24 protein-coding genes are annotated in these 26,768 nt (G+C 69.3%); 7 read left to right on the forward strand and 17 right to left on the reverse strand.

All coding sequences use genetic code 11. The features are described from left to right. Window positions 1-31: 31 nt before the first annotated feature. The 4 genes from PcP3B5_RS23450 to PcP3B5_RS23465 all read left to right on the forward strand — a co-directional run bounded on the left by PcP3B5_RS23450 (window position 32) and on the right by PcP3B5_RS23465 (window position 4,722). The gene (locus PcP3B5_RS23450) at window positions 32-2,806 is read left to right on the forward strand and encodes a response regulator (protein WP_061562545.1); all 2,775 of its coding nucleotides are present in this window, start codon (window positions 32-34) and stop codon (window positions 2,804-2,806) included. Window positions 2,807-2,814: 8 nt separating this feature from the next. Continuing rightward, complete coding sequence (locus PcP3B5_RS23455) at window positions 2,815-3,804, forward strand: 2-hydroxyacid dehydrogenase (RefSeq protein ID WP_043317768.1); 990 nt, start codon at window positions 2,815-2,817, stop codon at window positions 3,802-3,804. 79 nt (window positions 3,805-3,883) lie between these two features. Beyond that, window positions 3,884-4,324: a hypothetical protein gene (locus PcP3B5_RS23460; RefSeq protein ID WP_061562546.1), complete on the forward strand. Its 441-nt coding sequence runs from the start codon at window positions 3,884-3,886 to the stop codon at window positions 4,322-4,324. Then, complete coding sequence (locus PcP3B5_RS23465; RefSeq protein ID WP_009616877.1) at window positions 4,321-4,722, forward strand: META domain-containing protein; 402 nt, start codon at window positions 4,321-4,323, stop codon at window positions 4,720-4,722. The genes PcP3B5_RS23460 and PcP3B5_RS23465 overlap by 4 nt, the downstream gene beginning before the upstream one ends. A gap of 153 nt (window positions 4,723-4,875) precedes the next feature. Here PcP3B5_RS23465 and cadR read toward each other — a convergent pair whose 3' ends face one another. Next, the gene (gene cadR / locus PcP3B5_RS23470; RefSeq protein WP_009616544.1) at window positions 4,876-5,343 is read right to left on the reverse strand and encodes a Cd(II)/Pb(II)-responsive transcriptional regulator; all 468 of its coding nucleotides are present in this window, start codon (window positions 5,341-5,343) and stop codon (window positions 4,876-4,878) included. An 85-nt stretch (window positions 5,344-5,428) separates the two neighbouring features. On the opposite strand from cadR, the gene PcP3B5_RS23475 reads away from it, so the two are divergent. The 3 genes from PcP3B5_RS23475 (at window position 5,429) to lptF (ending at window position 9,103) form a co-directional block, all read left to right on the forward strand. Further along, window positions 5,429-7,693, forward strand: a complete 2,265-nt coding sequence (locus PcP3B5_RS23475; protein WP_061563332.1) for a heavy metal translocating P-type ATPase — start codon at window positions 5,429-5,431, stop codon at window positions 7,691-7,693. Between the two features lie 183 nt (window positions 7,694-7,876). After that, complete coding sequence (locus tag PcP3B5_RS23480) at window positions 7,877-8,278, forward strand: DUF4398 domain-containing protein (RefSeq protein WP_043314625.1); 402 nt, start codon at window positions 7,877-7,879, stop codon at window positions 8,276-8,278. A gap of 45 nt (window positions 8,279-8,323) precedes the next feature. Next, window positions 8,324-9,103, forward strand: coding sequence for a lipotoxin F family OmpA-related lipoprotein LptF (gene lptF / locus PcP3B5_RS23485; RefSeq protein ID WP_043314624.1), 780 nt, complete (start codon window positions 8,324-8,326; stop codon window positions 9,101-9,103). Between the two features lie 446 nt (window positions 9,104-9,549). On the opposite strand, the gene PcP3B5_RS23490 is transcribed toward lptF, so the two are convergent. The 16 genes from PcP3B5_RS23490 to PcP3B5_RS23565 all read right to left on the reverse strand — a co-directional run bounded on the left by PcP3B5_RS23490 (window position 9,550) and on the right by PcP3B5_RS23565 (window position 26,741). Next, a complete protein-coding gene (locus tag PcP3B5_RS23490; RefSeq protein ID WP_061562547.1) occupies window positions 9,550-10,068 on the reverse strand; it encodes an O-acetyl-ADP-ribose deacetylase in 519 nt (172 codons plus the stop codon). Between the two features lie 47 nt (window positions 10,069-10,115). Beyond that, window positions 10,116-10,448: a PA3694 family proteiin gene (locus PcP3B5_RS23495; protein ID WP_043271290.1), complete on the reverse strand. Its 333-nt coding sequence runs from the start codon at window positions 10,446-10,448 to the stop codon at window positions 10,116-10,118. Continuing rightward, a complete protein-coding gene (locus PcP3B5_RS23500; protein WP_061562548.1) occupies window positions 10,445-11,365 on the reverse strand; it encodes an alpha/beta hydrolase in 921 nt (306 codons plus the stop codon). The genes PcP3B5_RS23495 and PcP3B5_RS23500 overlap by 4 nt, the downstream gene beginning before the upstream one ends. Window positions 11,366-11,511: 146 nt before the next feature. Continuing rightward, window positions 11,512-12,816 (reverse strand): flavohemoglobin expression-modulating QEGLA motif protein, encoded by a 1,305-nt coding sequence (locus PcP3B5_RS23505; protein WP_043271293.1) that lies wholly within the window; start codon window positions 12,814-12,816, stop codon window positions 11,512-11,514. Then, on the reverse strand, window positions 12,813-13,376 hold the full coding sequence (locus tag PcP3B5_RS23510; protein WP_043271295.1) for a hypothetical protein: 564 nt from the start codon (window positions 13,374-13,376) through the stop codon (window positions 12,813-12,815). The genes PcP3B5_RS23505 and PcP3B5_RS23510 overlap by 4 nt, the downstream gene beginning before the upstream one ends. A gap of 54 nt (window positions 13,377-13,430) precedes the next feature. After that, a complete protein-coding gene (locus PcP3B5_RS23515) occupies window positions 13,431-14,144 on the reverse strand; it encodes a TetR/AcrR family transcriptional regulator (protein ID WP_061562549.1) in 714 nt (237 codons plus the stop codon). Between the two features lie 393 nt (window positions 14,145-14,537). Next, window positions 14,538-16,043, reverse strand: coding sequence for a lysine--tRNA ligase (lysS, locus tag PcP3B5_RS23520; RefSeq protein WP_061562550.1), 1,506 nt, complete (start codon window positions 16,041-16,043; stop codon window positions 14,538-14,540). Between the two features lie 118 nt (window positions 16,044-16,161). Next, window positions 16,162-17,257, reverse strand: a protein-coding gene (gene prfB / locus PcP3B5_RS23525; protein ID WP_116422981.1) for a peptide chain release factor 2 whose coding sequence is annotated in 2 segments (ribosomal slippage) — window positions 16,162-17,184 and window positions 17,186-17,257 — 1,095 coding nt in all. Because the reading frame shifts where the segments join, the coding sequence is not laid out codon by codon here. Between the two features lie 78 nt (window positions 17,258-17,335). Further along, window positions 17,336-18,358, reverse strand: coding sequence for a response regulator (locus tag PcP3B5_RS23530; RefSeq protein ID WP_061562551.1), 1,023 nt, complete (start codon window positions 18,356-18,358; stop codon window positions 17,336-17,338). Between the two features lie 36 nt (window positions 18,359-18,394). Continuing rightward, window positions 18,395-19,402, reverse strand: coding sequence for a chemotaxis response regulator protein-glutamate methylesterase (gene cheB, locus PcP3B5_RS23535; RefSeq protein ID WP_058073167.1), 1,008 nt, complete (start codon window positions 19,400-19,402; stop codon window positions 18,395-18,397). A gap of 180 nt (window positions 19,403-19,582) precedes the next feature. Further along, window positions 19,583-21,835: a hybrid sensor histidine kinase/response regulator gene (locus tag PcP3B5_RS23540; protein WP_061562552.1), complete on the reverse strand. Its 2,253-nt coding sequence runs from the start codon at window positions 21,833-21,835 to the stop codon at window positions 19,583-19,585. Next, the gene (locus PcP3B5_RS23545) at window positions 21,832-22,500 is read right to left on the reverse strand and encodes a chemotaxis protein CheW (RefSeq protein WP_061562553.1); all 669 of its coding nucleotides are present in this window, start codon (window positions 22,498-22,500) and stop codon (window positions 21,832-21,834) included. Before PcP3B5_RS23545 ends, PcP3B5_RS23540 begins: the two co-directional genes overlap by 4 nt. Continuing rightward, window positions 22,493-23,734, reverse strand: coding sequence for a CheR family methyltransferase (locus PcP3B5_RS23550; RefSeq protein ID WP_061562554.1), 1,242 nt, complete (start codon window positions 23,732-23,734; stop codon window positions 22,493-22,495). Before PcP3B5_RS23550 ends, PcP3B5_RS23545 begins: the two co-directional genes overlap by 8 nt. Further along, window positions 23,731-24,231 (reverse strand): chemotaxis protein CheW, encoded by a 501-nt coding sequence (locus PcP3B5_RS23555; protein ID WP_061562555.1) that lies wholly within the window; start codon window positions 24,229-24,231, stop codon window positions 23,731-23,733. Before PcP3B5_RS23555 ends, PcP3B5_RS23550 begins: the two co-directional genes overlap by 4 nt. Further along, window positions 24,206-25,825, reverse strand: a complete 1,620-nt coding sequence (locus PcP3B5_RS23560; RefSeq protein WP_061562556.1) for a methyl-accepting chemotaxis protein — start codon at window positions 25,823-25,825, stop codon at window positions 24,206-24,208. The genes PcP3B5_RS23555 and PcP3B5_RS23560 overlap by 26 nt, the downstream gene beginning before the upstream one ends. 172 nt (window positions 25,826-25,997) lie before the next feature. Beyond that, entirely contained in the window at window positions 25,998-26,741 is a 744-nt protein-coding gene (locus tag PcP3B5_RS23565) for a YkgJ family cysteine cluster protein (protein ID WP_061562557.1), read from the reverse strand. Window positions 26,742-26,768: the final 27 nt, after the last annotated feature.

Raw genomic sequence — 26,768 nt, forward strand, 5'->3', positions numbered from 1 at the left:
AACTGCCCCGAAACCGTTTGGGAGGACGCGCGTGTTCAAGGATCTCGGCATCAAGGGGCGGGTGCTGCTGCTCACCCTGCTGCCCACCAGCCTGCTGACGCTGGTGCTGGGCGGCTACTTCACCTGGGTGCAGCTGTCGGACATGCGCGTGCAACTGATCGAGCGCGGCCAGCTGATCGCCGAGCAGCTCGCCCCGCTGTCGGCCTCCGCCCTGGACCACGGCGACCTGCCGCTGCTGGAGCGGATCGCCAACGAGGCCCTGGACCAGCCCGACGTGCGCGCGGTGACCTTCCTCAACCCCGAGCGCGTGCGCCTGGTGCATGCCGGGCCGAGCATCCTCACCCCCATGCCCAGCGGCGACGGCAGCCACCTGAGCCTGGTCAGCAGCCTGGACACTACGCACTTCCTGCTGCCGGTGCTGGGCCGCCACCGCAGCCTGTCCAGCACCCCGGAAGAGGACGCCAACCGCCTGCTCGGCTGGGTCGAGCTGGAACTCTCGCACCACGGCACCCTGCTGCGCGGCTACCGCAGCCTGTTCACCAGCCTGCTGCTGATCGTCACCGGGCTGGTGGTCACCGCCCTGCTCTCCCTGCGCATGAGCCGCGCCATCAGCGCGCCCCTGGGGCAGATCGCCCAGGGCGTCGCGCAGCTCAAGGAAGGCCGCCTGGAAACCCGCCTGCCGGCCCTGGGCAGCCACGAGCTGGACGAGCTGGCCGCGGGCATCAACCGCATGGCCGAGGCGCTGCAGAGCGCCCAGGAAGAGATGCAGCACAACATCGACCAGGCCACCGAGGACGTGCGGCAGAACCTGGAGACCATCGAGATCCAGAACATCGAGCTGGACCTGGCGCGCAAGGAGGCCCTGGAGGCCAGCCGCATCAAGTCCGAGTTCCTGGCCAACATGAGCCACGAGATCCGCACCCCGCTCAACGGCATCATCGGCTTCACCAACCTGCTGCAGAAAAGCGACCTGACCGTGCGCCAGCAGGACTACCTGGGCACCATCCAGAAGTCCGCCGAGAGCCTGCTGGGGATCATCAGCGAGATCCTCGACTTCTCCAAGATCGAGGCCGGCAAGCTGATCCTCGAGAACATCCCGTTCAACCTCCGCGAGCTGGTCCAGGACACCCTCACCATCCTCGCCCCGGCCGCCCACGAGAAGCGCCTGGAGCTGGTCAGCCTGATCTACCGCGACACCCCGCTGAACCTGGTGGGCGACCCGCTGCGCCTGAAGCAGGTGCTGACCAACCTGGTGAGCAACGCCATCAAGTTCACCCACGAAGGCACCATCGCCGTGCGCGCCATGCTCGAGGACGAGAACGACGAGCGCGCGCAGCTGCGCATCAGCGTGCGCGACACCGGCATCGGCCTGACCAACGCCGACCTGCGCGCGCTGTTCCAGGCCTTCAGCCAGGCCGACAACTCGCTGTCGCGGCAGGCCGGCGGCACCGGCCTGGGGCTGGTGATCTCCAAGCGCCTGATCGAGCAGATGGGCGGCGAGATAGGCGTGGACAGCAGCTCCGGCGAGGGCTCGGAATTCTGGATCAGCCTGAGCCTGCCCAAGGCCCGCGAGGACAGCGACGACAACCTGCCTGCGCCGCCCAGCGGCCACCACGTGGCGCTCTGCGAACCCCATGAGCTGACCCGCGCCGCGCTGCACCACCAGTTGGAGGACTGCGGCCTGGAAGTGCACGAGTTCGAGGACCTCGACGCCCTGCGCGCGGCCCTGGACAAGCCCTCCGACGCCGGCAGCGCGCCGATCGGGCTGGCGGTGCTCGGCGTCAACCTCGCCGACAGCCAGCCGGACGTGCTGCGCCAGACCATCCGCGACTTCGAGTTCAAGGGCTGCAAGACCCTGGTGCTCTGCCCCACCGTCGACCAGTCGCAGTACAACGCCGTGCTGCCCGAGGGCCAGGTGCAGAGCAAACCGGCCTGCACGCGCAAGCTGCAGCACGCCCTCGACCAGCTCCTGCACCTGCGCCCGGCGCGCCAGGACAAGCCCTCGCCGCGGGCCGAGCGCCAGGTGCCGCACCTGCTGTGCGTCGACGACAACCCGGCCAACCTGCTGCTGGTGCAGACGCTGCTTTGCGACCTGGGCGCGGAAGTCACCGCGGTGGACAACGGCCTGGCCGCGGTGGAAGCGGTGCAGCGCGAGCGTTTCGACCTGGTCTTCATGGACGTGCAGATGCCCGGCATGGACGGCCGCCAGGCCACCGAGGCGATCCGCCACTGGGAAGCCCAGCGCGAGGTCAGCCCGGTGCCCATAGTCGCTCTCACCGCCCACGCCCTGGCCAACGAGAAGCGCGCCCTGCTGCAGGGCGGCATGGACGACTACCTGACCAAGCCCATCGACGAGCGCCAACTGGCCCAGGTGGTGCTCAAGTGGACCGGCCTGGCCCTGGCCGGCCGCGGCGTGGCGGCCCAGGGCGCGCGCTTCGCCGCCGACGGCCTGGCCGTGCTCGACCCCGAGGAAGGCCTGCGCCTGGCCGCCGGCAAGGCCGACCTGGCCGCCGACATGCTGGCCATGCTGCTCGCCTCCCTGGCCGCCGACCGCCAGGCCATCCGCCTGGCCCGCGAGCGCAACGACCGCGCCACCCTGATCGAGCGCGTGCACCGCCTGCACGGCGCCACCCGCTACTGCGGCGTGCCGCAACTGCGCGGCGCCTGCCAGCGCGCGGAAACCCTGCTCAAGCAGAACGACCCGCAGGCCGGCGCCGCGCTGGAGGACCTGGACCACGCCATCGGCGAACTGACCCGCGCCACCGAAAGCCATACCGGGCAGCGCACGCCCCACGACACCCATTGAGGCCGGCCATGCGCATCATCCTGTTCAGCAGCCAGAACTACGACCGCGAGAGCTTCCTCGCCGCCAACCCCGGCCACGGCTTCGAACTGCACTTCCAGCAGAGCCCGCTGCGCCCGGACACCGCCGCCCTGGCCATGGGCTTCGAGGTGGTCTGCCCGTTCGTCAACGACGACCTCTCGCGGCCGGTGCTGGAGCAACTGGCGGCCGGCGGCACGCGGCTGATCGCCCTGCGCTCGGCCGGCTACAACCACGTCGACCTGGCCGCCGCCCACGCCCTGGGCCTGACCGTGGTGCGGGTGCCGGCCTACTCGCCGCACGCGGTGGCCGAGCACGCCGTGGGGCTGGTCCTGGCCCTGTGCCGGCACCTGCACCGCGCCTACAACCGCACCCGCGAAGGCGACTTCTCGCTGCACGGCCTGACCGGCTTCGACCTGCACGGCAAGACCGTCGGCGTGGTCGGCAGCGGCCAGATCGGCCAGGTGTTCGCGCAGATCATGCGTGGCTTCGGCTGCCAGGTGCTGGCCTACGATCCCTACCCCAACCCGGCCATCGAGGCCCTCGGCGGGCGTTTCGTCGGCCTTGACCAACTGCTGGCCGAGTCCGACATCATCAGCCTGCACTGCCCGCTCAACGACGCCACCCGCCACCTGGTCAACGCCGACAGCCTGCAGCGCATGAAGCGCGGCGCCATGCTGATCAACACCGGCCGCGGCGCCCTGGTGGACACCCCGGCGCTGATCGAGGCGCTCAAGAGCGGCCAACTGGGCTACCTGGGGCTGGACGTCTACGAGGAGGAAGCGGAAATCTTCTTCGCCGACCGCTCCGACCTGCCGCTGCAGGACGACGTGCTGGCGCGCCTGCTGACCTTTCCCAACGTGATCATCACCGCGCACCAGGCCTTCCTCACCCGCGAGGCGCTGGCGGCCATCGCCGGGACTACGCTGGACAACATCGGCGCCTGGCGCCAAGGTGCCCCTGTCAACCTCGTCGCCCCCTGAGCCCCGGGGCCGTGGCCACGCCGCCACGGTCGCGAGTCCGGGCCACTTCCCCTACTATGGGCGGACTTTCGGAGGACCCATGGCTCAACACGATTTCCGCTACAACCTGCTCAACCCGCAACACACACTGAACGAATGCCGCGCGCTCGGGCCGGGCCTCTACCAGGTCACCGGCAACGGTGGCTCGATCCAGAACGGCGACACCCTGCTGGTCAGCCTCAAGGGCAGCCGCGACCTGAGCATGACGCTGACGGTGGACAAGGTGCGCCACCTGATCAACCCGCCGGGGCAATGGACCGCGGTGGCCAAGGGCCCGGTGTTCAAGGAACTGTCGATCCTCAACTGGCAGGTCAAGTGCGACGGCTGCGGGACCATGCTGGACTTCGAGTTCGCCGTCGACGCCAGCCTCGGCAAGCCCGCCCACGCCCCCGCCGCCACCGCTCGGATCACCGAACTGGGCTGGACGGTGGACGGCGACCGCCACCTCTGCCCCGCCTGCCAGGTCCGGGGGAACCCATGAACAAGACACTGACGACCCTGCTCGGCGCCCTGCTGCTGGCCGGCTGCGCCCAGCACCCGACTGAACCGGAAAGCGACCAGGCCTACCGCGTGGAATGGATCGGCAAGCGCCCGCTGGTGGGCCGCAGCCACGTCAGCCTGACCTTCGACGGCCAGGGCCGCGCCTTCGGCAACGCCGGCTGCAACCACTGGTTCGCCAGCTACCAGTTGGACGGCGAAACGCTGAGCTTCGGCCAGCCCGGCAGCACCCGGCGGATGTGCGCGCCGGCGCTGATGGAGCAGGAGCAGCGCTTCTTCCAGGCGCTGGGCGAAGTGCAGCGCTGGGAAATAACAGACAAGGGCGAACTGCGCCTGCTCTCGGCCGACAGCCGCGTGCTGCGGATGTGGCCGGAAGATTGAGGCGCCCAGCGGCTCTTCGTAGGATCGAGGGGGACGCCTAGTTCTTGCTCGCGAACGAGGCTTCCGGGGACTCTGTCGCCAGGCCTGAAAGCGCCCTTGCCGGCGCAATCGCGGATAAATCCGCTACGAGGGGAATGCCTACGCTGTTTTTTCTCAATGCCGGCCATGCACCCCGGGCACGTGCAGGTGCCCGGCCTCGGCGCAGGCTTCCGGCACCGCCGAGGGCTCGGCGGGCAGCTGCAGTTCGCGGAGGATGCCGCAGTCCTCGCTGTTGCCGCTGCCGCTGCAGCGGGCGCGCAGCTCCTGCAGTTGCTGGCGCAGCGACTGCAGCTCGGCGATGCGCACTTCCACGTGGTGCAGGTGCTCGTCGATCAGCCGGTTGGCGGTGCCGCAGTCGGACTCGGGGCGGTCGCGCAGGCCGAGGAGGATGCGGATTTCCTCCTGGGTCATGTCCAGCGAGCGGCAGTGGCGGATGAACGACAGCCGCTCGACGTGGGCGTTGTCGTACTGCCGGTAGTTGCCGCCGGTGCGCGCCGGCTCCGGCAGCAGGCCCTCGCGCTCGTAGTAGCGGATGGTCTCCACCGGGCAGCCGGTCAGTTTCGCCAGTTCACCGATCTTCATCAGCCTTTCCTCCCGGAACCGCTTGACTCTGTAGTTGCTACAGGGTGTGCAATCGCAAGCATACCGTCAAATGGGAAACGACCTGATGACCGACGCCAACAGCCGCCAGCCTGGATGCGGGCCCTGCTGCCACGACCACGCCCCCGCCGCCGTGCATCGCCATGAACACGAGCATGGGCATGACCACCACCACGAGCGCCCGCGCCACGCCGAACCGGCGCAGCTCGCCGCCGCAGCCGCCGCCACTGGTGAGCTGCGCTGGAGCAGCCTGCGCATCGAGGCCATGGACTGCCCCACCGAGGAGCGCCTGCTGCGCGACGCCCTGGGCAAGCTGCCGGCGGTGGAGCAACTGGAATTCAACCTGATGCAGCGCCTGCTCAAGGTGCAACACCGCTTCGACAGCCTGGAGCCGCTGCAGAAGCTGGTCGCCTCCCTGGGCATGCAGGCCGAGGCCGTGGAAGACGGCCAGCCGCTCGCCAGCGCCCCGGCCAGGCACAAGCCCTGGTGGCCGCTGGCCCTGGCCGGGGTGCTGGCGCTGGCTGCGGAAGTCTGCGAGTGGTTCGCCCTCGGCCCGCAGTGGCTGGTGGCAGCCCTGGCCGTGGCGGCCATCCTCGGCGCCGGCCTGCCGACCTACCGCAAGGGCTGGATCGCCCTGAAGAACCGCGACCTGAACATCAACGCGTTGATGAGCATCGCCGTGACCGGCGCCATGCTCATCGGCCAGTGGCCGGAAGCGGCCATGGTCGCGGTGCTGTTCGCCATCGCCGAGCTGATCGAGGCGCGCTCCCTGGAACGCGCGCGCAGCGCCATCCGCGGCCTGCTGCAACTGGCCCCGGAACAGGCCACGGTGCTGCGCGACGGGCAGTGGCAGGACGTGCCGGCCAAGTCGGTCGCCGTGGGCGAGCGCGTGCGCGTGCGCCCCGGCGAGCGCATCGCCCTCGATGGCGAGGTGGTCGACGGCCGCTCCAGCGTCAACCAGGCGCCCATCACCGGCGAGAGCCTGCCGGTGGAAAAACAGGCCGGCGAAGCCCTGTTCGCCGGCAGCATCAATGGCGAGGGCGCGCTGGAATACGCGGTGAGCCGCGGCGCCGACGACAGCACCCTGGCGCGGATCATCCACGCCGTGGAAGAAGCCCAGGGCTCGCGGGCGCCGACGCAGCGCTTCGTCGACCAGTTCGCGCGCATCTATACGCCGGTGGTGATCCTCATCGCCATCGCCACCGCGCTGATCCCGCCGCTGGCCTTCGGCGGCGCCTGGCTCGACTGGGTGTACCGCGCCCTGGTGCTGCTGGTGATCGCCTGTCCCTGCGCGCTGGTGATCTCCACCCCGGTGACCATCGTCAGCGGCCTGTCGGCGGCGGCGCGCGTCGGCATCCTGATCAAGGGCGGTGTGTTCCTCGAACTGGGCCGCCAGCTGCAATGGCTGGCCCTGGACAAGACCGGCACCCTCACCGAAGGCCGCCCGACGCAGACCGACTTCCACGGCCTGCGCGGCGACGAGGCGCGCGCCCGGGTGCTTGCCGCAAGCCTGGCGACACGCTCCGACCACCCGGTATCCCAGGCCGTGGCCCGCGCCGCCGAGGCCGATGGGCTGGCGCTGTACGGCGTCGACGCGCTGGAGGCCATCCCAGGCCGGGGCGTGAAGGGCGTGGTCGACGGCCGCCTGCACCACCTGGGCAACCATCGCCTGGTGGAGGAACTGGGGCTGTGCTCGGCGGCGCTGGAAGCACGCCTAGATGCCCTGGAGCAACAGGGCAAGACCGTCATCGTGCTGCTCGACGACGAAGGCCCGCTGGCCCTGTTCGCCGTGGCCGACGCGGTCAAGCAGACCAGCCGCGAGGCCCTCGTCGAGCTGCACGGCCTGGGCGTGAAGACACTGATGCTGACTGGCGACAACCCGCACACCGCGGCCGCCATCGCCGCCCAGGTGGGCATCGACCAGGCCCGCGGCAACCTGCTGCCCGAGGACAAGCTGCGCGAGGTCGAGCAGCACCAGGCCGGCGGCGCGCGGGTGGGCATGGTCGGCGACGGCATCAACGACGCCCCGGCCCTGGCCCGCGCCGACATCGGCTTCGCCATGGGCGCGGCGGGCACCGACACGGCCATCGAGACCGCCGGCGTGGCGCTGATGGACGACGACCTGCGCAAGCTGCCGCAATTCATCCGCCTGTCGCGCCGCACCCACGCCGTGCTGGTGCAGAACATCAGCCTGGCGCTGGGCATCAAGGCTGTATTCCTGGCCCTCACCCTGGCCGGCCTGGGCACCCTGTGGATGGCGGTGTTCGCCGACATGGGCGCCAGCCTGCTGGTGGTGTTCAACGGCCTGCGCCTGCTCCGCCTGCGCTTCTGAAAGCCGCGCCGCAGACATGGCCGCCCCGCCGGGCGGCCATTTTTTTTGAACCCTCGGACAAGTCCTCAAGTCCCCAGTAGTACCTGGCCATCACGGGACAACGCCGCAGCGCAGGGCTGCGAACGGCCGGGCCGGGCACCGCCCGCTGAGAATCCGCGTTCCCCAGACGAGAGGACTCGAACAATGGAACTGAAAACACACCAACCCCGCCTCGCCTTCCTGCGCACGGGCCTGCTGGCCGGCCTCGGCGCCCTGGCCCTGGCCGGCTGCGCCGGCAACCCGCCGAGTGAACAGATGGCGGTCACCGAATCGGCGGTGAACGCCGCGGTCAGCGCCGGCGGCCCGCAGTACGCGCCGCTGGAGATGAAGACCGCCCAGGACAAGCTCGCCCAGGCGCGCATCGCCCTCAACGACAAGGAATACGAGCAGGCCAGGCGCCTGGCCCAGCAGGCCGAATGGGACGCTCGCGTGGCCGAGCGCAAGTCGCAGGCGGTCAAGGCGCAGAACGCCGTCAAGGACGCCCAGCAGGGCGTGATGGAAATCCGCGAGGAAGGGCTGCAGAAGCTCCAGCAGCCACAGCAGTAGGCGCCCTTCCCCATTCCCCCCTCCGGATCATTAAGGACGACAGCCATGCGTAAACTCATCGCCCTCCCCGCCCTCTCCAGCCTGGCGCTGCTGCTGGCCGCCTGCGCCCACGAGCCCAACGCCAACCTGGAGAAGGCCCGCAGCGACTATTCCGCCCTGCAGGCGCAACCCCAGGCCACCCAGCTCGCGGCCCTGGAAACCAAGGACGCCGGCGACTGGCTGGCCAAGGCCGACAAGGCCTACCGCGACGGCGAGAAGCAGCAGGACGTGGACCAGTTGGCCTACCTGACGCAGCAGCGCATCAACCTGGCCAACCAGACCATCGCCCTGAAGAGCGCCGAAGGGCAGCTGCAGAACGCCTCGGCGCAGCGCACCCAGGCCCGCCTGGACGTGCGCACCCAGCAGCTCAAGGAGCTGCAGGCGAAGCAGACCCAGCGCGGCACCCTGGTGACCTTCGGCGACGTGCTCTTCGACCTCGACCGCGCCGACCTGAAGCCCGAGGCCAGCCACAACATCCAGCAACTGGCCAGCTACCTGCAGCAGAACCCCGAGCGCAAGGTGCTGGTCGAGGGCTACACCGACAGCAGCGGCTCGGCCGGCTACAACCAGGGCCTGTCCGAACGCCGCGCCGACTCGGTGCGCATGGCCCTGCTGGCCCAGGGCGTGGACCCGGCGCGGGTGACCACCCGCGGCTACGGCAAGGACTACCCGGTGGCGAGCAACGCCACATCCTCCGGCCGCGCGCAGAACCGCCGGGTGGAAGTGACCATCTCCAACGACGCCAAGCCGGTGGTGCCGCGGTCGTCGGTGGATAGCGATTACTGACGCGGCTATCCATGTAGGAGCAGACCTTGTCCGCGATAGCCGGAACCACCGGCGCGCTTCGCGGATGAGATCCTACGGTTCCAGGAAGCACGGCTTTTCGTAGGATGCGTTGAGCGAAGCGATACCCATCACCACGGCAGCATGGGTATCGCAAGCTCAACCCATCCTACGAGCTCCTCGGCGCAAGACAGTTGCTCCTACGCCGCCCCACCCGCACCCTTCCCATGTAGGAGCGCGCCCTGCGCGCGATTTCGCGGGCAGGGCCCGCTCCTACAGGTTACTGTGCGACACCTATCCCACCGTAGGAGCGGACCTTGTCCGCGATGGCCGGAACCACCGGCGCGATTCGCGGATGAGATCCGCTGCCCCACCCGCACCCTTTCCATGTAGGACGATTTCGCGAGCAGGGCGCGCTCCTACGAAGAGCACCTCGGCGTAGTCGGCGCCTAGGCGCCACCCCGCAGCAGGCGTCGGTAGAGTTCGGCCATGTCTTCGGCGAAAGGCACCAGCAACAGACGTTGCAGGCTGCTGCCGGCGGGGCGCTGGCGGCGCAGTTCGGCGACGGCGATGCTGGCCGCCGCTTCCAGGGGATAGCCGTAGATGCCGCAGCTGATCGCCGGGAAGGCGATGCCCTCCAGCTCATACTGTTCGGCCAGCGCCAGGCTGTTGCGGTAGCAGGCGGCGAGCAGGTCCGGCTCGCCGTGGCCGCCGCCGCGCCAGACCGGGCCTACCGTGTGGATGACGTGGGCGGCGGGCAGGCGGAAGCCGGGGGTGATCTTGGCCTCGCCGGTCCTGCAGCCGCCCAGGTTGCGGCAGTGGTTCGCCAGTTCCGGGCCGGCGGCGCGGTGGATGGCGCCGTCCACGCCCCCGCCGCCGAGCAGCGAGCTGTTGGCGGCGTTGACGATGGCGTCGATGCGCAGGGTGGTGATGTCGCCCTGCCAGACGTGGATTTCGGGGTTGCTCATGGTCGCGCCCTCCAGGTTGCTCCCAGCCTGGCCCCCGAAGCATGCCGTCAGCGGACTTCCTGCGGGGTTTCCTCGCCGGCGCAGCGCACGGCGTGCTTCCTGTTGTCCACCAGCACGCCGGAGAGGCCTTTCTGGGTGGTGTCGAACAGCACCAGTACGCCGTCGATGCATTGCGCGATCTGGTTGGCCGGCTCCAGCGAGAGCTTCACGTCCTGCCCGGGAATGCTCTTGAGCATGGTGAACTCGGCCAGCAGCAGGGCGTCCTGCTCCTTGGCGAAGTGCAGGTAGCCGTAGTACCAGAGCGTGCCCACGCTGACGATGATGCTGCCGATGGCGGTGAGGATGTACGGGATCATGTTGCGGTCGGTGCTGGTGGTCATGGCTTGCCCTGGGACTGGCTGGCCGGCTCGGCCGGCGGATCGGTGTTGGGGACTTCGGCCAGGCGGCGCAGGCCGCTGAAGTGCTGCGGGTCGTCGAGGAAGCGCAGCATCACTTCGCGCCAGGTCGGTTCGCCGAAGGTTTCCACGTGCCCGCCGCGGGTCAGCTGGAAGACTTTCGGCGGCCGCGCCGCCTTGTACAGGCTCAGGCCGTTGTCCAGGGGCACGATGGTATCGTCGATGCTGTGAAAGAACAGCACGGGTGCGCCAGAAAGTCGCGGCATGGCGCGTATCGCGCTGTCGCCATCGGGCACGAACCAGGACAGCGGAATCTGCAGCGGCCAGGTCAGCCAGGCAGTGCCCAGGGTGTAGCGCGCCACTTCGCGGTAGCTGGCGGGCACGCCGTCGAGCACCACGGCCTTGAGCTGCTTCACCCGCTCGGGATGCTGCGCCAGATAGTGCACGCCCATGGCGCCGCCCAGGCTCTGGCCGAGCAGGATCAGCGGCTTGCCCTGGGCCTCGGGGGCCTTGTCCAGCCAGGCGAAGGCCGCGTCCATGTCCTGGTACACCGCCGGCAGGCTGGGCTCGCCCTGGGAATGGCCGTAGCCGCGGTAGTCGAGCATCAGCACCTGGTAGCCCTGTTCCGGCAGCCAGAAGGTGGCCCCCAGGTGCCAGGCCATGTTGCCGCCGTTGCCGTGCAGGTGCAGCACCGTGCCCTTGACCGGCACCCCGGGCTTGGCCGGCAGCCACCAGCCGGCGAGCCTGACGCCGTCGGCGGTGGTGAGGGTGACGTCGCGGTAGTCCAGCTTGGCCCGCGCCGGGGTGATGGCCACGTCGGGGCTGGGGTAGAACAGCAGCGAGCTGCAGCCGCCGAGCAGAAGCAGCAGGGACAGCGCGGCGGCCTTGAAGCGGTGGGTCATGGTCGGGTCATCCTTGGGGCCGGGATCGCTCCCACACCGGTAGCACGGAAGCGCTTTCGTAGGATGGGACGAGCGGAGCGATTCCCATCGATGGGTATCGCTTCGCTCAACGCCATCCTACGGAGCCTGAACGGGTCGGCATGGCGTCAGAGGATATTCGCGTAGTCCGCCTCGATGCGGTCCAGGCTCAGGTGGTTGAGGAAGTTGGAGAAGCACATCCAGGCTGACAGCGCGTTGAGGTCGCGGAACTGCGGAGGCAAGTACTTCGGCGGCACCACCAGGCCCTCGTCCACCAGTTGGCGCAGGGTGCGCATGTCTTCCAGGGTGGCCTTGCCGCAGAACAGCAGCGGGATCTGCTCCAGCTTGCCCTTGCGCACGGCGAGCTGGATGTAGTTGTAGATGAGGATGAAGCCCTTCAGGTACGACAGGTCCTTGGTGAACGGCAGCCCGCCGGGCGTGGAGCCGCGGAACACCCGGCTGGCGTTCTGGTAGCTGCTTTCCTGGCTGTAGCCCTGCTCGCGGTAGAAGTGGAACACCTCGAGGAAGTCCGCGCCCTCCTCCGCCATGTGGATGGCGCGGGTGCGGTTGGTCAGCTTGCGCAGGCGCGTGGGGTAGGAGGCGAAGGCGATCACTTCCATGAGGATGGCCAGGCCCTCCTGGGTCACGGTGGAGGACGGCGGGCCCTTGGCCAGGAAGGTGCAGATCGGCTGGTTCTGCCCGTTCAGGGTGGTGCCCACGTGCACCAGGCCCTCGTGGACTTCCAGGGCGCGCACGTCGCGCTCGTTGAACATGGCGTCGGCGCGCACCTTGATGTAGTCGGCGCCGGCCGCGGCGTCGGCGACTATGCCGTCGGACTCGAACACGCGGATGGTGTCCTCGGCCTCGCCGAAGGTCTTGTTCAGGCGCTCCTGCAGCATGGCCACCGCTTCCTTGGCGGTGAGCGTCTTGGGTTCGTCCTTGAGGTCGCCGCGGTCGGCGATGTTGTTCAGGTAGTCCGAGAGCATCAGGCCGAGGTCGGCCAGGGTCGGGTCACCGGCGTGGAAGGCGTCGGAGGCCGAGCCGTAGAGTTCCTGGGAGATCAGCCCGAAGTCCTGGGTGCCGCGCGCCTCCAGCATGCGGATGACCATGCGGTACTCGCGGCACATGCGCCGCATGATCTGCCCCACCGGGTTGAACTGGCCGAGCTGGCGGGTGATGTCGCGCTCCAGGTTCTGGAATTCCTGCTTCTTGGCGTTGCCGTCGAAGGCCAGCGGGCGGCCGTCGTAGTAGCCACGGTCGACCTTGGGCGCGTGCTTGCCGCGGCCCTTGAGAAAGTCCGCGCGCACGCTGTCGTCCCACTTGATGGCATCGAGCACGCGGATCGGCGTCTGCGCCTCCACCAGGCGGTCGGACAGGCCGCGGATGATCTGCTGGTACTCGCTGGGCGTGCTTTTCTTGCGCCGCGGGTTCATGGGCGTTCTCCCGGAGTCACTCGCTGGAAGCGTAGCGCTTCGTTGAAGACTTCGGCGTTGGCGGGCTCGTCCAGGTAGGCCAGGACGTCGCCCAGGGGGCTGGCCACCAGGGCGCCGGCGCCCTGCTCGCTGTCCACCTTCTGGCCCTGCAGGGTGCCCTTGGCCATGGCCTGGAGGATCTGCTCGACGTCCAGCGAGTAGACCACCAGCTCGTCCTTGTCGGTGATCTCGAAGCCGGCCAGCACGTAGTTGCCGCCCTGGCTCTTGGGCAGTTCGGCGGACAGGTACCAGCGCTGGCCGTGGTGGACCACGGTGAAGGGCAGGTCCTCGGCGCTGTCGGTGTTGCCGCTGTCGTCGTAGTAGCTGAAGGCGCGGTACAGGCCCTCGCCGGTGCGGCTGATCTCGAGGAACTGTTCCTCGCCGTATTCGTCGATCCGCGACCACTGGCCGAGCAACTGCTTGGGCGCGGCCTCCTTCGCCGGGATCGGCTCCTTGAAGGTCACCAGGCAACCGCCGAGCAGGAAGATGCTCAACAGCAGCAAGGCGCGCCAGGCTTTCATCGAAGTCTCCTCAGGGGCCGCGTGCGGCACGCCATATGGGGTCGTCGGCGGGCTTCAGAGGCCCAGCACCAGGTACAGGTAGCGGGTCAGGATGGCGCGCATTTCCACGGTGTCCAGGTGCTCCACGCCATCCAGCAGGCCCTGATACTCCATCTGCAGGATGATGGCCGTCAACACCTTGGCGTCCTGTTCCGGCTGCTGCGAGCCGAGCACCTCGAAGAAGTGCACCACGCCCAGGGAGAGGATGCGCCTGTGGCTCTGCGCCAGCTGTTCCAGGCGCGGGTTGAGCAACGCCTCCTGGCGGAACGCCTGCTCGGCCAGCAGGTGCTCGCGGCGCTCGGTGAGCTGCACGCGCACGTACTGGATGGCCAGCTCGGTGATGCGGTCGGCCAGCTCGCGGCGCGCCTCGGGGCTGCCGGTGAGGCCGGAGGCCAGGGCCTGCAGGTCGCCCTCGACGCTGGCCCAGAAGGCCGACAGGGCTTCGGCGCTGCGTTCGACGAAGAGCGCGAAGGTGTCGGTGATGAGGTCGTCGATGTCCTTGAAGTAGTAGGTGGTGGCCGACAAGGGCACGTCCGCCTCGGCCGCCACCGCCCGATGCCGCACGGCCCGCACGCCCTCGCGGACGATGATGCGCATGGCCGCGTCGAGGATCGCTTGGCGGCGCTGCTCGCTGCCCTGGCGGGCGGCCTTGCGGCCCTGGTACTGGACACTCTCGGCCACCGCACTGGCGGCCTGGGCGGCGCTGTCTCTGGAAACTGCTCGGGGCACGGTCTTTCCTCCGCTCGCGGGCGATGGCGCATTGTTCGGGCTTTTGCTTGGGGAATCAATTGGGGCGGGGTGCCTCCCGGGTATGTGGGTGCATGAGGTGGCCTCCGCACCCTCTCCCCAGCCCTCTCCCTGAAGGGAGAGGGGGCTTGTCCGTGCCAACGGGAAGAGTGGCTTTAGCCGGCAATCTCGTGGTTACCGGCTGACTCAGGAATATCAAAACACACCGAACAGTCCCCTCTCCCTTCAGGGAGAGGGTTAGGGAGAGGGCGCTCTCAAACCCAGCGCCCAAATCCCCGGCAAGCACCGTTCGCGAGCAAGCTCGCTCCTACGAAGAGCCTTGCCCTCAGGCACGAAAAAGCCGCCCTAAGGCGGCTTCTCCACTTGCTCCAGCGCTTACGCCTGCGGGCGCATGTGCGGGAACAGGATCACGTCGCGGATCGACGGCGAGTCGGTCAGCAGCATCACCAGGCGGTCGATGCCGATGCCTTCGCCGGCGGTGGGCGGCATGCCGTATTCCAGGGCGTTGATGAAGTCGGCGTCGTAGTGCATCGCCTCGTCGTCGCCGGCGTCCTTCTCCTTGACCTGCAGCATGAAGCGCTCGGCCTGGTCTTCGGCGTCGTTCAGCTCGGAGTAGGCGTTGGCGATCTCGCGGCCGCCGATGAACAGCTCGAAGCGGTCGGTGACGCTCGGGTCCCGGTCGTTGCGGCGGGCCAGCGGGGAGACTTCGAAGGGGTACTGGGTGATGAAGTGCGGCTGTTCCAGCTTGTGCTCCACCAGCTCCTCGAAAATCATCACCTGCAGCTTGCCCAGGCCTTCGTGGCCGAGGACCTTGGCGCCGGCCTTCTTGGCGATCTCGCGGGCCTTGTCGACATCCTGCAGGTCGGCCGCGGTGATGTCCGGGTTGTACTTGAGGATGGCGTCGAACACCGACAGGCGGGCGAACGGCTCGCCGAAGTGGAAGACCTTGTCGCCGTAGGGCACGTCGGTGGTGCCGAGCACCGCCTGGGCCAGCTCGCGGAACAGTTCCTCGGTCAGGTCCATGTTGTCTTCGTAGTCGGCGTAGGCCTGGTAGAACTCGAGCATGGTGAACTCGGGGTTGTGCCGGGTCGAGACGCCTTCGTTGCGGAAGTTGCGGTTGATCTCGAAGACCTTCTCGAAGCCGCCGACCACCAGGCGCTTGAGGTACAGCTCCGGGGCGATGCGCAGGAACATGGCCATGTCCAGCGCATTGTGGTGGGTGGCGAAGGGCTTGGCCGCGGCGCCGCCGGGGATGGTCTGCAGCATCGGGGTTTCCACTTCGAGGAAACCGCGCTCGGACAGGAAGCGGCGGATGTGGGCGATCACCTGGGAACGCACGCGGAAGGTGTGGCGGGTTTCCTCGTTGACGATCAGGTCGACGTAGCGCTGGCGGTAGCGCTGCTCGGTGTCGGTCAGGCCGTGGTGCTTGTCCGGCAGCGGGCGCAGCGACTTGGTCAGCAGGCGCACGCTGCTCATGTCGACGTACAGATCGCCCTTGCCGGAGCGAGCCAGGGTGCCTTCGGCGCCGATGATGTCGCCCAGGTCCCAGGTCTTGATCTCGGCCAGGGTATCTTCGGGCAGGGTCTTGCGGTTGACGTAGACCTGCAGGCGGTCGCTGCTGTCCTGCAGGACGATGAAGGCGCCACGGTTGAGCATGATGCGACCGGCGACCTTGACCGGGATGGCTGCGGCTTCCAGCTCTTCCTTGGTCTTGTCGGCGTACTGCTTCTGCAGGTCCGCGAAATAGGCGTCGCGGCGGAAGTCGTTGGGGAAGGCGATGGCCCTGGCCTCGCGCACGGCGGCAAGCTTTTCCTTGCGCTGGGCGATCAGCTTGTTTTCTTCCTGTTGCAGCTCGTGCTGGTCGAGTTGTTGGTCGCTCATGGTCGTTCTATCTGCCTGGCGTCGATTCATTCAATTAGGGATAACAACTGTAGGAGCGAGCTTGCTCGCGAAGCTCTTCAGCGGGTTCGCGAGCAAGCTCGCTCCTACGGGGTGCGGTCTACAGGCCCTGTTTAAGGCTGGCTTCCAGGTATTCGTTGAGGTCGCCATCAAGCACCTTGTCGCAATCGCTGCGTTCCACGCCGGTACGCAGGTCCTTGATGCGCGACTGGTCGAGCACGTAGGAACGGATCTGGTGGCCCCAGCCGATATCGGACTTGGTGTCTTCCAGCGCCTGCGAGGCGGCGGTGCGCTTCTGCATCTCCTGCTCGTACAACCGGGCCCGCAGCATTTTCATGGCGGTGTCCTTGTTGGCGTGCTGGGAGCGTTCGTTCTGGCACGCCACCACGGTGTTGGTCGGCACGTGGGTGATACGCACCGCGGAGTCGGTGGTGTTCACGTGCTGGCCGCCGGCGCCGGACGAGCGGTAGGTATCGATGCGCAGGTCCGCCGGGTTGATCTCGATCTCGATGTTGTCGTCGATCTCGGGCGAGACGAACACCGCGGTGAACGAGGTGTGGCGACGGTTGCCGGAGTCGAACGGGCTCTTGCGCACCAGGCGGTGCACGCCGATCTCGGTGCGCAGCCAGCCGAAGGCGTACTCGCCCTTGATGTGCACGGTGGCGCCCTTGATGCCGGCGACCTCGCCCTCGGACAGCTCGACGATCTCGGCGTCGAAGCCGTTCTTGTCGGCCCAGCGCAGGTACATGCGCAGCAGCATGTTGGCCCAGTCCTGGGCCTCGGTGCCGCCGGAGCCGGCCTGGATGTCCAGGTAGGCGTTGTTCGGGTCCATCTCGCCGCTGAACATGCGGCGGAATTCCAGCTTCTCGAGGATTTCGCGCAGGCGCTGGACTTCCGCTTCGACGTCGCCGACGGCGCCTTCGTCGTTCTCCTCGACCGCCATGTCGAGCAGGTCGCGGGAGTCGGCCAGGCCGCCGGTCAGCTCGTCGAGGGTCTCGACGATCTGCGCCAGCATGGCGCGCTCGCGGCCCAGGTTCTGGGCGTATTCGGGCTTGTTCCAGACCGCCGGGTCTTCCAGCTCGCGGTTTACTTCGATCAGACGATCATGTTTCAGATCGTAGTCAAAGATACCCCCGAATGGACTGGGTACGGTCGGAGAGGTCCTTGATGCTGTTGAGGATCGGTTGGATTTCCATGGCGGTCAGCACTCACGGGTAATGGCGTGGAAAAACCCGGAAGTATACCCGAGAAAGCCGCCCGTGGGCGGCTGTGCGTCAGCCGGTTGCGCCGCCGTCCACCCCCACCTGGTTGCGTCCGCCGTGCTTGGCGTTGTAGAGCGCGCGGTCGGCGTGTTCGATCAGCCGCAGGCAGCTTTCGCCCTGCCCCGGGGTGAGGGTCGCCACGCCGACGCTGACCGTCAGCACCGCGCCGGAATCCGGCTGCTCGTGGGCGATGCCCAGGGCCTGCACGGTCAGCCGCAGCTTTTCCGCCAGCAGCCGCGCGCCGCCCGGCGAGGTGCCCGGGAGGATGATGGCGAACTCCTCGCCGCCGTAGCGCGCCGGCAGGTCGGAGGAGCGCGCGCAGCTTTCGCGGATGGTCCCGGCCACGCGGCGCAGCGCCTCGTCGCCGGCGACGTGGCCGAAGGTGTCGTTGTAGGCCTTGAAGTGGTCGACGTCGATCAGCAGCAGCGACAGCAGGCTCTGCTCGCGCAGGGCGCGGCGCCATTCCATTTCCAGGTACTCGTCGAAGTGGCGGCGGTTGGACAGCCCGGTGAGGCCGTCGGAGTTCATCAGCCGCTGCAGCACCAGGTTGGTCTCCAGCAGCTTCTGCTGGCTCTCGCGCAGGGCGCGGTAGGCCTCGTCGCGCTGCTGCAGGGCAAGGTAGGAGCGCGAGTGGTAGCGCACCCGCGCCACCAGTTCGATGGCGTCGGGCAGCTTGACCAGGTAGTCGTTGGCCCCGGCGGCGAAGGCGGCGCTCTTGACCTGCGGCTCCTCCTTGGTCGACAGGACGATGATCGGGATGTCGCGCGTCTGCGGGTGGCGGCGGTACTGGCGCACCAGCTCCAGGCCGTCGGTGTCGGGCATCACCAGGTCCTGCAGGATCACCGTCGGGCGGATCTGCAGGGCCTGCTCGATGGCCTGGGTGGCGTCGGAGCAGAAGTGGAAGTCGATGCCGCCGTCCTCGGCCAGGGCGCGGCGCACGGCCTCGCCGATCATGGCCTGGTCGTCGACCAGCAGGACCATGACCGCGGTGTCGTCCGGAGTGATCAAGGGGTTCTCGCTATGCTTGGGGTTCATCGTCGTCGTGGCGCCGCTGGCGCTGCCTCCGGAATGTCAGCCGTACAGTTCGCCCAGGCGCCGGGCGATGTCGCCCAGGGCTCGGATCTCGGTGGCGGCGCCGATCGCCGCGGCGGCCTTGGGCATGCCGTAGACGGCGCTGCTGGCCTGGTCCTGGGCCAGCGTCAGGAAGCCGCGTTCGCGCATGTGCTTCAGGCCCTGGGCGCCGTCGCGGCCCATGCCGGTGAGCAGCACGCCGGTGGCCTGGCCCACCCAGTTGTCGGCCACGCTGTCGAAGAACACGTCGATCGAGGGCCGGTAGATGTGCCCGCAGGGTTCGGCGGTGTAGGCCAGCTCGCCATTGCGTTGCAGGCGGATGTGGTCGTTGGTGCCGGCCAGCAGCACGCAGCCGGGCTGCGGCACTTCGCCGTTGCGCGCCAGGCGCACCGGGATGCGCGCCTGGCTGGCCAGCCATTCGGCCATGCCGGCGGCGAACACTTCGTCCACGTGCTGCACCACCACCATGGCCGCAGAAAAGCTCGCCGGCAGCAGGCCCAGCAACTCGGCCAGGGCCGCCGGACCACCGGCCGAGGCGCCCACGGCCACCAGGCGGCGGGCCTTGGCCGGGTTTTCGCGCACGGCGACCTCGCTGCGCGGCCGGCTGTTGCCCGGGGCCGACAGCCAGGCCAGGTTCTGCAGCTTGCGCAGCAGCGGGCGGGCCGCCTCCAGGGAGTCGCCGACGCCCAGCGCCGGGGTGTTCACCGCGTCCACCGCGCCGCAGCCCATGGCCTCGAACACCCGCGAGAGGTTCTGCTCCAGGTCCACGGTGACCACGATGATGGCGCAGGGCGAGGCGGCCATGATCCGCCGCGTGGCCTCCACACCGTCCATCACCGGCATCAGCAGGTCCATCAGCACCACGTCGGGGGTCTGCGCGGCGCACATTTCCACCGCCTCGGCGCCGTTGCTGGCGACCCAGAGCACGCGGTGCGTGGGTTCGAAGGCCAAGGCCCGGCGCAACGCTTCCACCGCCAGAGGCATATCGTTGACGATGCCAATCCTCATCTTAGGGTCGGCTCCCGTTTCGGCGCGAGCCGCGTTGCCGCGCAACCCGAAGGGACGGGCCGCATTTTGCGCAGCGCCGCGTTACTCGTCGTTCATTTGGAATAACCAAACCTCTCTCCTCGCGCCTTGCTCTGCGCAAAATGCGGCTCCGTCGCGGCCGCGCCGAAACGGGAGCCGACCCTACGCACCTCCAATTAGATCGACCACCGCATCCAGCAGGGCCTCGTCGTGGAAACTGGCCTTGGCCAGGTAGTAGTCGGCGCCGGCATCGAGCCCGCGGCGGCGGTCCTCCTCGCGGTCCTTGTAGGACACGACCATGACCGGCAGGGCTTGCAGGCGGGCGTCGCGGCGGATCAGCCCGACCAGTTCTATACCGTCCATGCGCGGCATGTCGATATCCGTGATGACCAGGTCGAAGCGCTCCGAACGCAGGGCGTTCCAGCCGTCCATGCCGTCCACCGCCACCGCCACGTCGTAGCCGCGGCCGGCCAGCAGCTTGCGCTCCAGCTCGCGCACGGTGAGCGAGTCGTCCACCACCAGCACGCGCTTGCGCAGCGCCGCACCCTGGCGGTTGCCGGCGTCGATGCGCTCCAGGCGGCCGCTGGCCAGCAGCTTGTCCACCGAGCGCAGCATGTCCTCGACGTCGAGGATCAGCACCGGCGTGCCGTCGTCCAGCACGGCGCCGGCGGACACGTCCTGGACCTTGCCCAGGCGCGCGTCCAGCGGCATCACCACCAGGGTGCGTTCGCCGATGAAGCGCTCCACCGCCACGCCGTACAGGGTGTCGCGCTCGCGGATCAGCACCAGCGGGATGTCGCCCTCCGGCGCGCGGCCTTCCGAGCGCTGCAGCAATTGGTGCGCGGCCACCAGGCCGACGTGCCGGCCCTCGTGCCAGAACTGCTGGCGGCCCTCGATCTGCACGATCTCCTCCGGCGCCAGGCTGCGCATGCGCTCGATGTGCGCCAGGGGGAAGGCGTAGGCCTCGCCGCCGATTTCCACCACCAGGCTGCGCACCACCGAGAGGGTCAGCGGCACCTCGATGTGGAAGTGGCTGCCCTGCCCCGCCACCTGCTCCATGCGGATGCCGCCGCGCAGCTGGCGCACCATGTGCTGCACGGCGTCCAGGCCGACGCCGCGGCCGGAGACCTCGGTGACCTGCTCGCGCAGGCTGAAGCCGGGCAGGAAGAGGAAGGCCAGCAGCTCTTCCTCGGACAGCCGCGCGACCGTCTCCCCGGTGGACAGGCCACGGCGCACTATGCCTTCGCGCAGGCGTTGCAGGTCGACGCCGGCGCCATCATCGCGCAGGTCCAGCACCAGCATGCCGGCGTGGTGCCGCGCCAGCAGGCGGATCAGCCCCTGCTCCGGCTTGCCGGCCCGGCGCCGCGCGTCCGGCGTCTCGATGCCGTGGTCGACGGCGTTGCGCAGCAGGTGCGTCAGCGGCGCTTCGAGTTTCTCCAGGACCTCGCGGTCGACCTGGGTGGACACCCCGTCCACTTCCAGGCGCACCGACTTGCCCAGCTCGCGGCCGAGGTCGCGGACCATGCGCGCCTGGCCGCCGAGCACGTCGGCGAAGGGCCGCATGCGGCAGGCCAGGGCGCTGTCGTAGAGGGTCTGGGCGCGCTGCGAGCTGGTCCAGGCGAACTCGTCCAGCTCGGCCATCTGTTCGCCCAGCAGTTGCTGGCACTCGCCGACCAGACGCCGGGCATCGGCGAGGAAGGCCTGGGCCTGCGGGTCGAGGCTGGCGCCGGCGGCGTCGCGGGCACCGTCGAGCAGGCGGCTGGCGGTGGCCTGCAGGCGCTTGAGGCGTTGCATCGAGGCCAGTTGCGGTTGCAGGCGCTGGGAGTCGACCAGGGCCTTGCTGGAAAGGTCGAGCAACTGGTTCAGGCGCTCGGCGGTGACGCGCAGCACCCGGCCGGTGCCCTCCTCGCCCTTTTTCTCGACTGCGGCGGGCGCCGGCTCGGCGGTTTCGGCCGGCGGCTCTGGCAGCGCAGCCGGCGGCGCTTCGGCGGCGACAGGTGCGGCGGGCTGCGCAGGCTCCGCGCCCAGCAGTGTCTCCAGGCGCTGCACCAGGCCGGGCACCGCCGCGCGCGCCTGGGCAGCACGCTCGGCCTGGACGTCGGCGATGTGCAGCAGGATATCGGTGCCGGCCAGCAGCGCATCTATGTGCTCCGCGCCCAGCAGCAGGCGGCCGTCCTGGGCGGCCACCAGGCATTCCTCCATGACGTGGGCGACCTGCACGCCCTCGTCCAGGCCGACGATGCGCGCGGCGCCCTTGAGCGAATGCGCGGCGCGCATGCAGGCCTCCAGTTGCGCGGCCTGGCGCGGCTCGCGCTCCAGCGCCAGCAGGCCCTGGCCGAGCGCCTGGGCCTGGGCCTCGGCCTCCAGGCGGAAGAGTTCCAGCAGCGAGGCGTCCTTCATCTGCTCGGGGGTCATGCCAGGCTCCGGGCGGCGGCGGCAAGCAAGGCCTGGTGGTCGAGCAGGCGCACGCTGCGCCCGCGCCACTTCAGCACGTCGTGGGTGAAACGGCTGCCGGCCGCCGCGGCGACGCGCGCCTGGCCCGGCGCCAGCGGGTGGATGCCATCCACCTCGTCCACCGGCGCCAGGACCGGCCCGCTGTCGGTGGCCAGCACCAGCATGCGCGGCAGGCGGCGGCCCTCGTCCTCGCGCGGGGCGGAAGGCGCCAGGCCGAGCAGTTCGGCCAGCGACAGGCAGGCGACCAGCGCGCCGTGCACGTTGGCCACGCCCAGCACGACCGGCGAGCGCTGGTGCGGCAGCGAATGCACCGGGCAGTTCGGCGCCACCTCCGCCAGCGCCAGGGTGCGCAGGGCCAGCCATTCCTCGCCGAGACGGAACAGCAGGTAGGCATCGCCCGGCGGCGCATCGTCCTCGACGCTGGCGGCCTGCTCGCCTTCGGCGCCCAGTGCGTAGCGGTCCAGCAGGCGCACGGCGGCGGCGGCGTGGACCGGGCAGTTGCGGCAGTGGATGTGTTCGGCCAGCCGCGGGCAGGACTTGTCGCCACGGATGCCGATGCGGTTCCAGCAGTCGTCCACCGCCTGTTCGGCGGCCTCCGGATGCAGGTGGTAGCGCTGCTCAGGCATCGCGCTTCACTCCTCGCGCGGCGCGCTCCTGCAGGCGTCGCGCGCCTTCCCGGTCGCCGCGGGCGGCCAGCAGGGCGGCCAGGTGCAGCAGGCTTTCCTGGTGGTCGGGCTGCAGGTACAGCGCCTTGCGGTAGTAGCCCTGGGCCTGTTCGTTGCGGCCCTCGGCATCGGCCAGCAGGCCGAGCCAGTAATAGGCCTGGGCCGCCGGGCCGTGCTGGGCCAGGTAGGCCTCGCAGGCGGCGCGGGCCTGGGCCGTCTGGCCCTGGTTGGCCAGCCGGGCGATTTCCGCCAGGCCCTGTTCGGCACCGCTCGGCGGCGCTACCGCCGGCCTGGCGGGTGGCGGCGAAGGCGCGCGGCGCGGTGCCGGGCGCGGCGCCACTGTCGGCGGCGGCGTGGTTTGCATGGTGGGGCGCGGCCTGGCCGCCGGCGCCTCGGGTTCCGCCGCCACCCGCAGGAAGGCGAAGGACTGCGGCACGCCCAGCGCGCGCAGCCCCGGGCGCGACGTCAGGCTGGCCTCGGCCGGGCCGATGAACAGCGCGCCGTCCTCGCGCACCAGGCGCAGCAGCACCTGCACGGCGCGTTCCTGGGTGTCGCGGTCGAAATAGATCAGCAGGTTGCGGCAGAACAGGAAGTCGTAGGGCGCCTCCTCGGCCAGCAGGCCGGGCGCCAGCAGGTTGCCGCGGCGCAGGCGCACGCGGCGGCGCACCCGCTCGTCGAGGCGGTAGTCGGGGCCCTCGGCATGGAAGTAGCGGTCGCGGAAGCCCAGTTCGCTGCCGCGGAACGAGTTGCGCCCGTACACGCCATGGGCCGCGCGCTCCAGCGAGGCCGGGCTGACGTCCAGGGCGTCGATCTGGAAGGCCGCCTCCGGCAGCCCCGCGTCGAGCAGGGCCATAGCGATGGAGTACGGCTCCTCGCCGGTGGAACAGGGCAGGCTGAGCAGGCGCAGGGGCCGCGCGCCGGCCAGCTCCAGCTGCCGGCGCAGGGCCAGGCGGCCGAGGGCGGCGAAGGATTCGGGGTAGCGGAAGAACCAGGTCTCCGGGACTATCACCGCCTCGATCAGCGCCTGCTGTTCCTCGGCGGAGCCCTGCAGGCGCTGCCAGTACGCCTCCAGGTCGCCGCCGCTGCTGCGGTTGGCGCACTGGCGCACGGCGCGGGCGATGACCGCCTCGCCCACCGACTCCGCGTCCAGGCCGATGCGCGCCTTGAGCAGTTGGCTGAAACGCTCGTCGCTCATGGCCGTTCACCCTGGGCCAGGAGCAGTTCGCGCACGTGTTCGGGCAGCAGTTCGTCCACCTGCACGCGCTGCAGCAGGCCCTCGGCGTCTTCCAGCACCGGCCCCAGGTAGCGCGCCTCGACCGGCTCCAGGCCGTAGTCGCGGAAGGCCGCCGGGTCGCGGCGCAAGGTCTGGCTGGCCTGTTCCAGGATCAGCCCCAGGCGCCGCTGCGGGCCGCTGCCGGCGAAGCGGTAGTCCACCAGCACCAGGCGCGTGCTGGTGTGCCGCGGCGCCGGGCGGCCGCAGGCGATCTGGCTGAGGTCGAGCACCGGCAGCAGTTCGCCGCGGTGGACGAACAGCCCGGCCACCCAGGCCGGTGCCTCGGGCACCTGCTTGAAGCGCCGCAGCGGCAGGACCTCGACGATCTCATGCACGTCCAGCGCGTAGCGGTCGGCGCCCAGGCGGAACTGCAGGTACAGCCGCCCGCCGGCCTCAGACCTTGAAGCGCGAGACGCCATTGCGCAGTCCATTGGCCACAAGGTTCAGCTCGTCGATGGCGAAACCGGCCTGGCGCAGCGACTCCACGGTCTGCCCGGTGGCCTCGCCCAGTTGCACCAGGGCCTGGTTGATCTGCTCGGCGCCAGTGGCCTGCGCCTGCATGCCTTCGTTGACCATCTGCACCCGCGGCGCCAGGGCCTGCACCTGGTGGATGATCTGCGACAACTGCTCGCCGACCTGGCCGACCTCGGCGATGCCGCGGCGCACCTCCTCGGAGAACTTGTCCATGCCCATCACCCCGGCGGACACCGCCGACTGGATCTCGCGGACCATCTGCTCGATGTCGTAGGTGGCCACCGCGGTCTGGTCGGCCAGGCGACGCACCTCGGTGGCCACCACGGCGAAGCCGCGGCCGTACTCGCCGGCCTTCTCCGCCTCGATGGCGGCGTTGAGCGAGAGCAGGTTGGTCTGGTCGGCGACCTTGACGATGGTGGTGACCACCTGGTTGATGTTGCCGGCGCGCTCGTTGAGGATCGCCAGCTTCGCGTTGACCAGCTCGGCGGCGCCCATCACCTGGTGCATGGTCTCTTCCATGCGGGCCAGGCCCAGCTGGCCGGAGCCGGCCAGGGTGGAAGTCTGCTCGGCGGCGCTGGAGACCTCGGTCATGGTGCGCACCAGATCGCGCGAGGTGGCGGCGATCTCCCGCGAGGTGGCGCCGATCTCGGTGGTGGTGGCGGCGGTCTCGGTGGCGGTGGCCTGCTGCTGCTTGGAAGTGGCGGCGATCTCGGTGACCGAGGTGGTGACCTGGATGGCCGAGCGCTGCGCCTGCGCCACCAGGGCCTTGAGCTCCTCGGCCATGCCGTTGAAGCCACTCTCGATCACCCCGAACTCGTCGTTGCGCTCCAGCGCCAGGCGCGCGGTGAGGTCGCCGCCGCTCATGGTCTCGAGGGTCTTCACCACCTTCTCCACCGGGCCGGTGATGGCGCGCATCAGCAGCAGGCCGAGGACGCCGGCGGCGAAAATCGCCAGCAACAGCGAGACCAGCATGGTGACCTCGGCCACCTCGACCAGGTGGACGATGGCGATGGCCGCCGAATCGGCGATCTGCTTGTTCAGCGCGATCAGCTCGTTGAGCGTCTGGCGGCCCTTCTCCCAGGCCGGCAGCAGATCATGCAGCAGCGACTGGCGGGCGGCCTCGTGGTCCTTGTCGTAGAGGTCGAGCAGTTGCTCCAGCTGCGCCTGGAAATCCACTGCCTGCTGCTTGTAGCGGGCCAGCAGCTCGCGGTCGGCCGACTCGTGCACGGTGGACTCGTAGGTGGCGATGCGCTGCAGCAGGGTCTCGTGCAGCTCGCGGAAGCCCTGGCGGCCGGCGGCATCCAGCGGCTTGCCGTCGCCCAGGCCGACCAGGGCCTGGGTGCGCAGCATGGTGTCGGTCCAGGAGGAGCGCACCGTGGTCAGCGCATAGGTGCCCGGCATGGCGTCGGTGCTGACGCGGCGCGAATCACGCTCGACGGCGAGCAGGGTGATGTAGGAAACCACCACCATCAGCAACATGATCGCGATCACGACCGCGAAGCTGGCCAGGATACGTCGGCGGAGCGTCCAATTCTTCACAGTATTCCCCTGGTGATGATCGGCTGTCTGACAGATAAAACCTGCAGACGAAGGCAGATTGGCGTCAGCCTTCTTTTCAGTTCTAGCGGAAAATGCCGCATATATTATCCGCACCGGCGAATTTTCGGCGTCATTATTCCGAAGGACTACTACCCGACCATCCCCTCCCCCATCAGGCCGCGCGCAATGGAATGAAGGCGCAGTCGTCGGCCAGCAGGGCGGCGATCATCGCCCCGGTTTCCTCCAGTTGGCGGGCCAGGTCGTCGCTGGAGACATGCAGCTGCCAGTCCGCCGCGGAGTTGGCCGGCGTCTGCGCGCGCACCGCGTCCAGGGCCGCCAGGAAGGCCTTGCGCTGCGGCAGGTAGGCGGTGAAGCCGTCGCCCTTGAGCGCCGAGACGCTGATGCCCAGGCGCTCGCAGATGGCCGCCTTGGCGGCGATCTCCTCGCGGTCGGCCTGGCGCGAACGCTCGATCAGCGCCGCCAGTTCGGTGTCCACCAGGCGTCCGCCGACGATCAGCTCCGGGCCCTCGTCCCAGACCTGCGGCGGGCAGTCCTTGGCCTCCGCGCGCAACGGGATGTGCGGGTTGATCTCCATGGGGTAGATGCGGCACACCAGCGGCCGCCGCTCGTAGATGCCGCAGCGCATGTCGCTGCCCAGGTGGCGGCAGGCGCCCTGGTTGAAGGCGGCGAAGGTGATCGCCAGGTGCGCCTGGGTGCTGCCGCAGCGGACCGGCAGCGAACGGCGCAGCACGTGCTCGCGCTGCCCCTCCGGCAGCCCGGCGCCGTCGTCCAGCACCGCCTCCAGCAGGACGATCAGGCTGCCGCCGTCGGCCACCCAGTCGCGGGATTCGTCGAGGGTCAGGGGTACGTGGTGGTCATGGCAGCACTTGCCGCAACCGTTGCAGGAAAAGCGCATGGGATTCGCTCCGTGGCCAGGGGATGA

Origin of the sequence: Pseudomonas citronellolis (genome assembly GCF_001586155.1) — a bacterium.
Lineage (GTDB): Bacteria > Pseudomonadota > Gammaproteobacteria > Pseudomonadales > Pseudomonadaceae > Pseudomonas > Pseudomonas citronellolis.

Excerpts from the sequence above, each read along its gene's own strand:
- PcP3B5_RS23490 (WP_061562547.1), bottom strand. The coding sequence starts at position 10,068 with ATGAGCAACCCCGAAATCCACGTCTGGCAGGGCGACATCACCACCCTG.
- PcP3B5_RS23495 (WP_043271290.1), bottom strand. The coding sequence starts at position 10,448 with ATGACCACCAGCACCGACCGCAACATGATCCCGTACATCCTCACCGCC.
- PcP3B5_RS23510 (WP_043271295.1), bottom strand. The coding sequence starts at position 13,376 with ATGAAAGCCTGGCGCGCCTTGCTGCTGTTGAGCATCTTCCTGCTCGGC.
- PcP3B5_RS23530 (WP_061562551.1), bottom strand. The coding sequence starts at position 18,358 with ATGAACCCCAAGCATAGCGAGAACCCCTTGATCACTCCGGACGACACC.
- PcP3B5_RS23540 (WP_061562552.1), bottom strand. The coding sequence starts at position 21,835 with ATGACCCCCGAGCAGATGAAGGACGCCTCGCTGCTGGAACTCTTCCGC.
- cheB (WP_058073167.1), bottom strand. The coding sequence starts at position 19,402 with ATGAGGATTGGCATCGTCAACGATATGCCTCTGGCGGTGGAAGCGTTG.
- PcP3B5_RS23455 (WP_043317768.1), top strand. The coding sequence starts at position 2,815 with ATGCGCATCATCCTGTTCAGCAGCCAGAACTACGACCGCGAGAGCTTC.
- PcP3B5_RS23460 (WP_061562546.1), top strand. The coding sequence starts at position 3,884 with ATGGCTCAACACGATTTCCGCTACAACCTGCTCAACCCGCAACACACA.
- lysS (WP_061562550.1), bottom strand. The coding sequence starts at position 16,043 with ATGAGCGACCAACAACTCGACCAGCACGAGCTGCAACAGGAAGAAAAC.
- PcP3B5_RS23500 (WP_061562548.1), bottom strand. The coding sequence starts at position 11,365 with ATGACCCACCGCTTCAAGGCCGCCGCGCTGTCCCTGCTGCTTCTGCTC.
- PcP3B5_RS23555 (WP_061562555.1), bottom strand. The coding sequence starts at position 24,231 with ATGGCGTCTCGCGCTTCAAGGTCTGAGGCCGGCGGGCGGCTGTACCTG.
- PcP3B5_RS23550 (WP_061562554.1), bottom strand. The coding sequence starts at position 23,734 with ATGAGCGACGAGCGTTTCAGCCAACTGCTCAAGGCGCGCATCGGCCTG.
- cadR (WP_009616544.1), bottom strand. The coding sequence starts at position 5,343 with ATGAAGATCGGTGAACTGGCGAAACTGACCGGCTGCCCGGTGGAGACC.
- PcP3B5_RS23465 (WP_009616877.1), top strand. The coding sequence starts at position 4,321 with ATGAACAAGACACTGACGACCCTGCTCGGCGCCCTGCTGCTGGCCGGC.
- PcP3B5_RS23505 (WP_043271293.1), bottom strand. The coding sequence starts at position 12,816 with ATGAACCCGCGGCGCAAGAAAAGCACGCCCAGCGAGTACCAGCAGATC.
- PcP3B5_RS23480 (WP_043314625.1), top strand. The coding sequence starts at position 7,877 with ATGGAACTGAAAACACACCAACCCCGCCTCGCCTTCCTGCGCACGGGC.
- PcP3B5_RS23565 (WP_061562557.1), bottom strand. The coding sequence starts at position 26,741 with ATGCGCTTTTCCTGCAACGGTTGCGGCAAGTGCTGCCATGACCACCAC.
- PcP3B5_RS23475 (WP_061563332.1), top strand. The coding sequence starts at position 5,429 with ATGACCGACGCCAACAGCCGCCAGCCTGGATGCGGGCCCTGCTGCCAC.
- lptF (WP_043314624.1), top strand. The coding sequence starts at position 8,324 with ATGCGTAAACTCATCGCCCTCCCCGCCCTCTCCAGCCTGGCGCTGCTG.
- PcP3B5_RS23545 (WP_061562553.1), bottom strand. The coding sequence starts at position 22,500 with ATGCCTGAGCAGCGCTACCACCTGCATCCGGAGGCCGCCGAACAGGCG.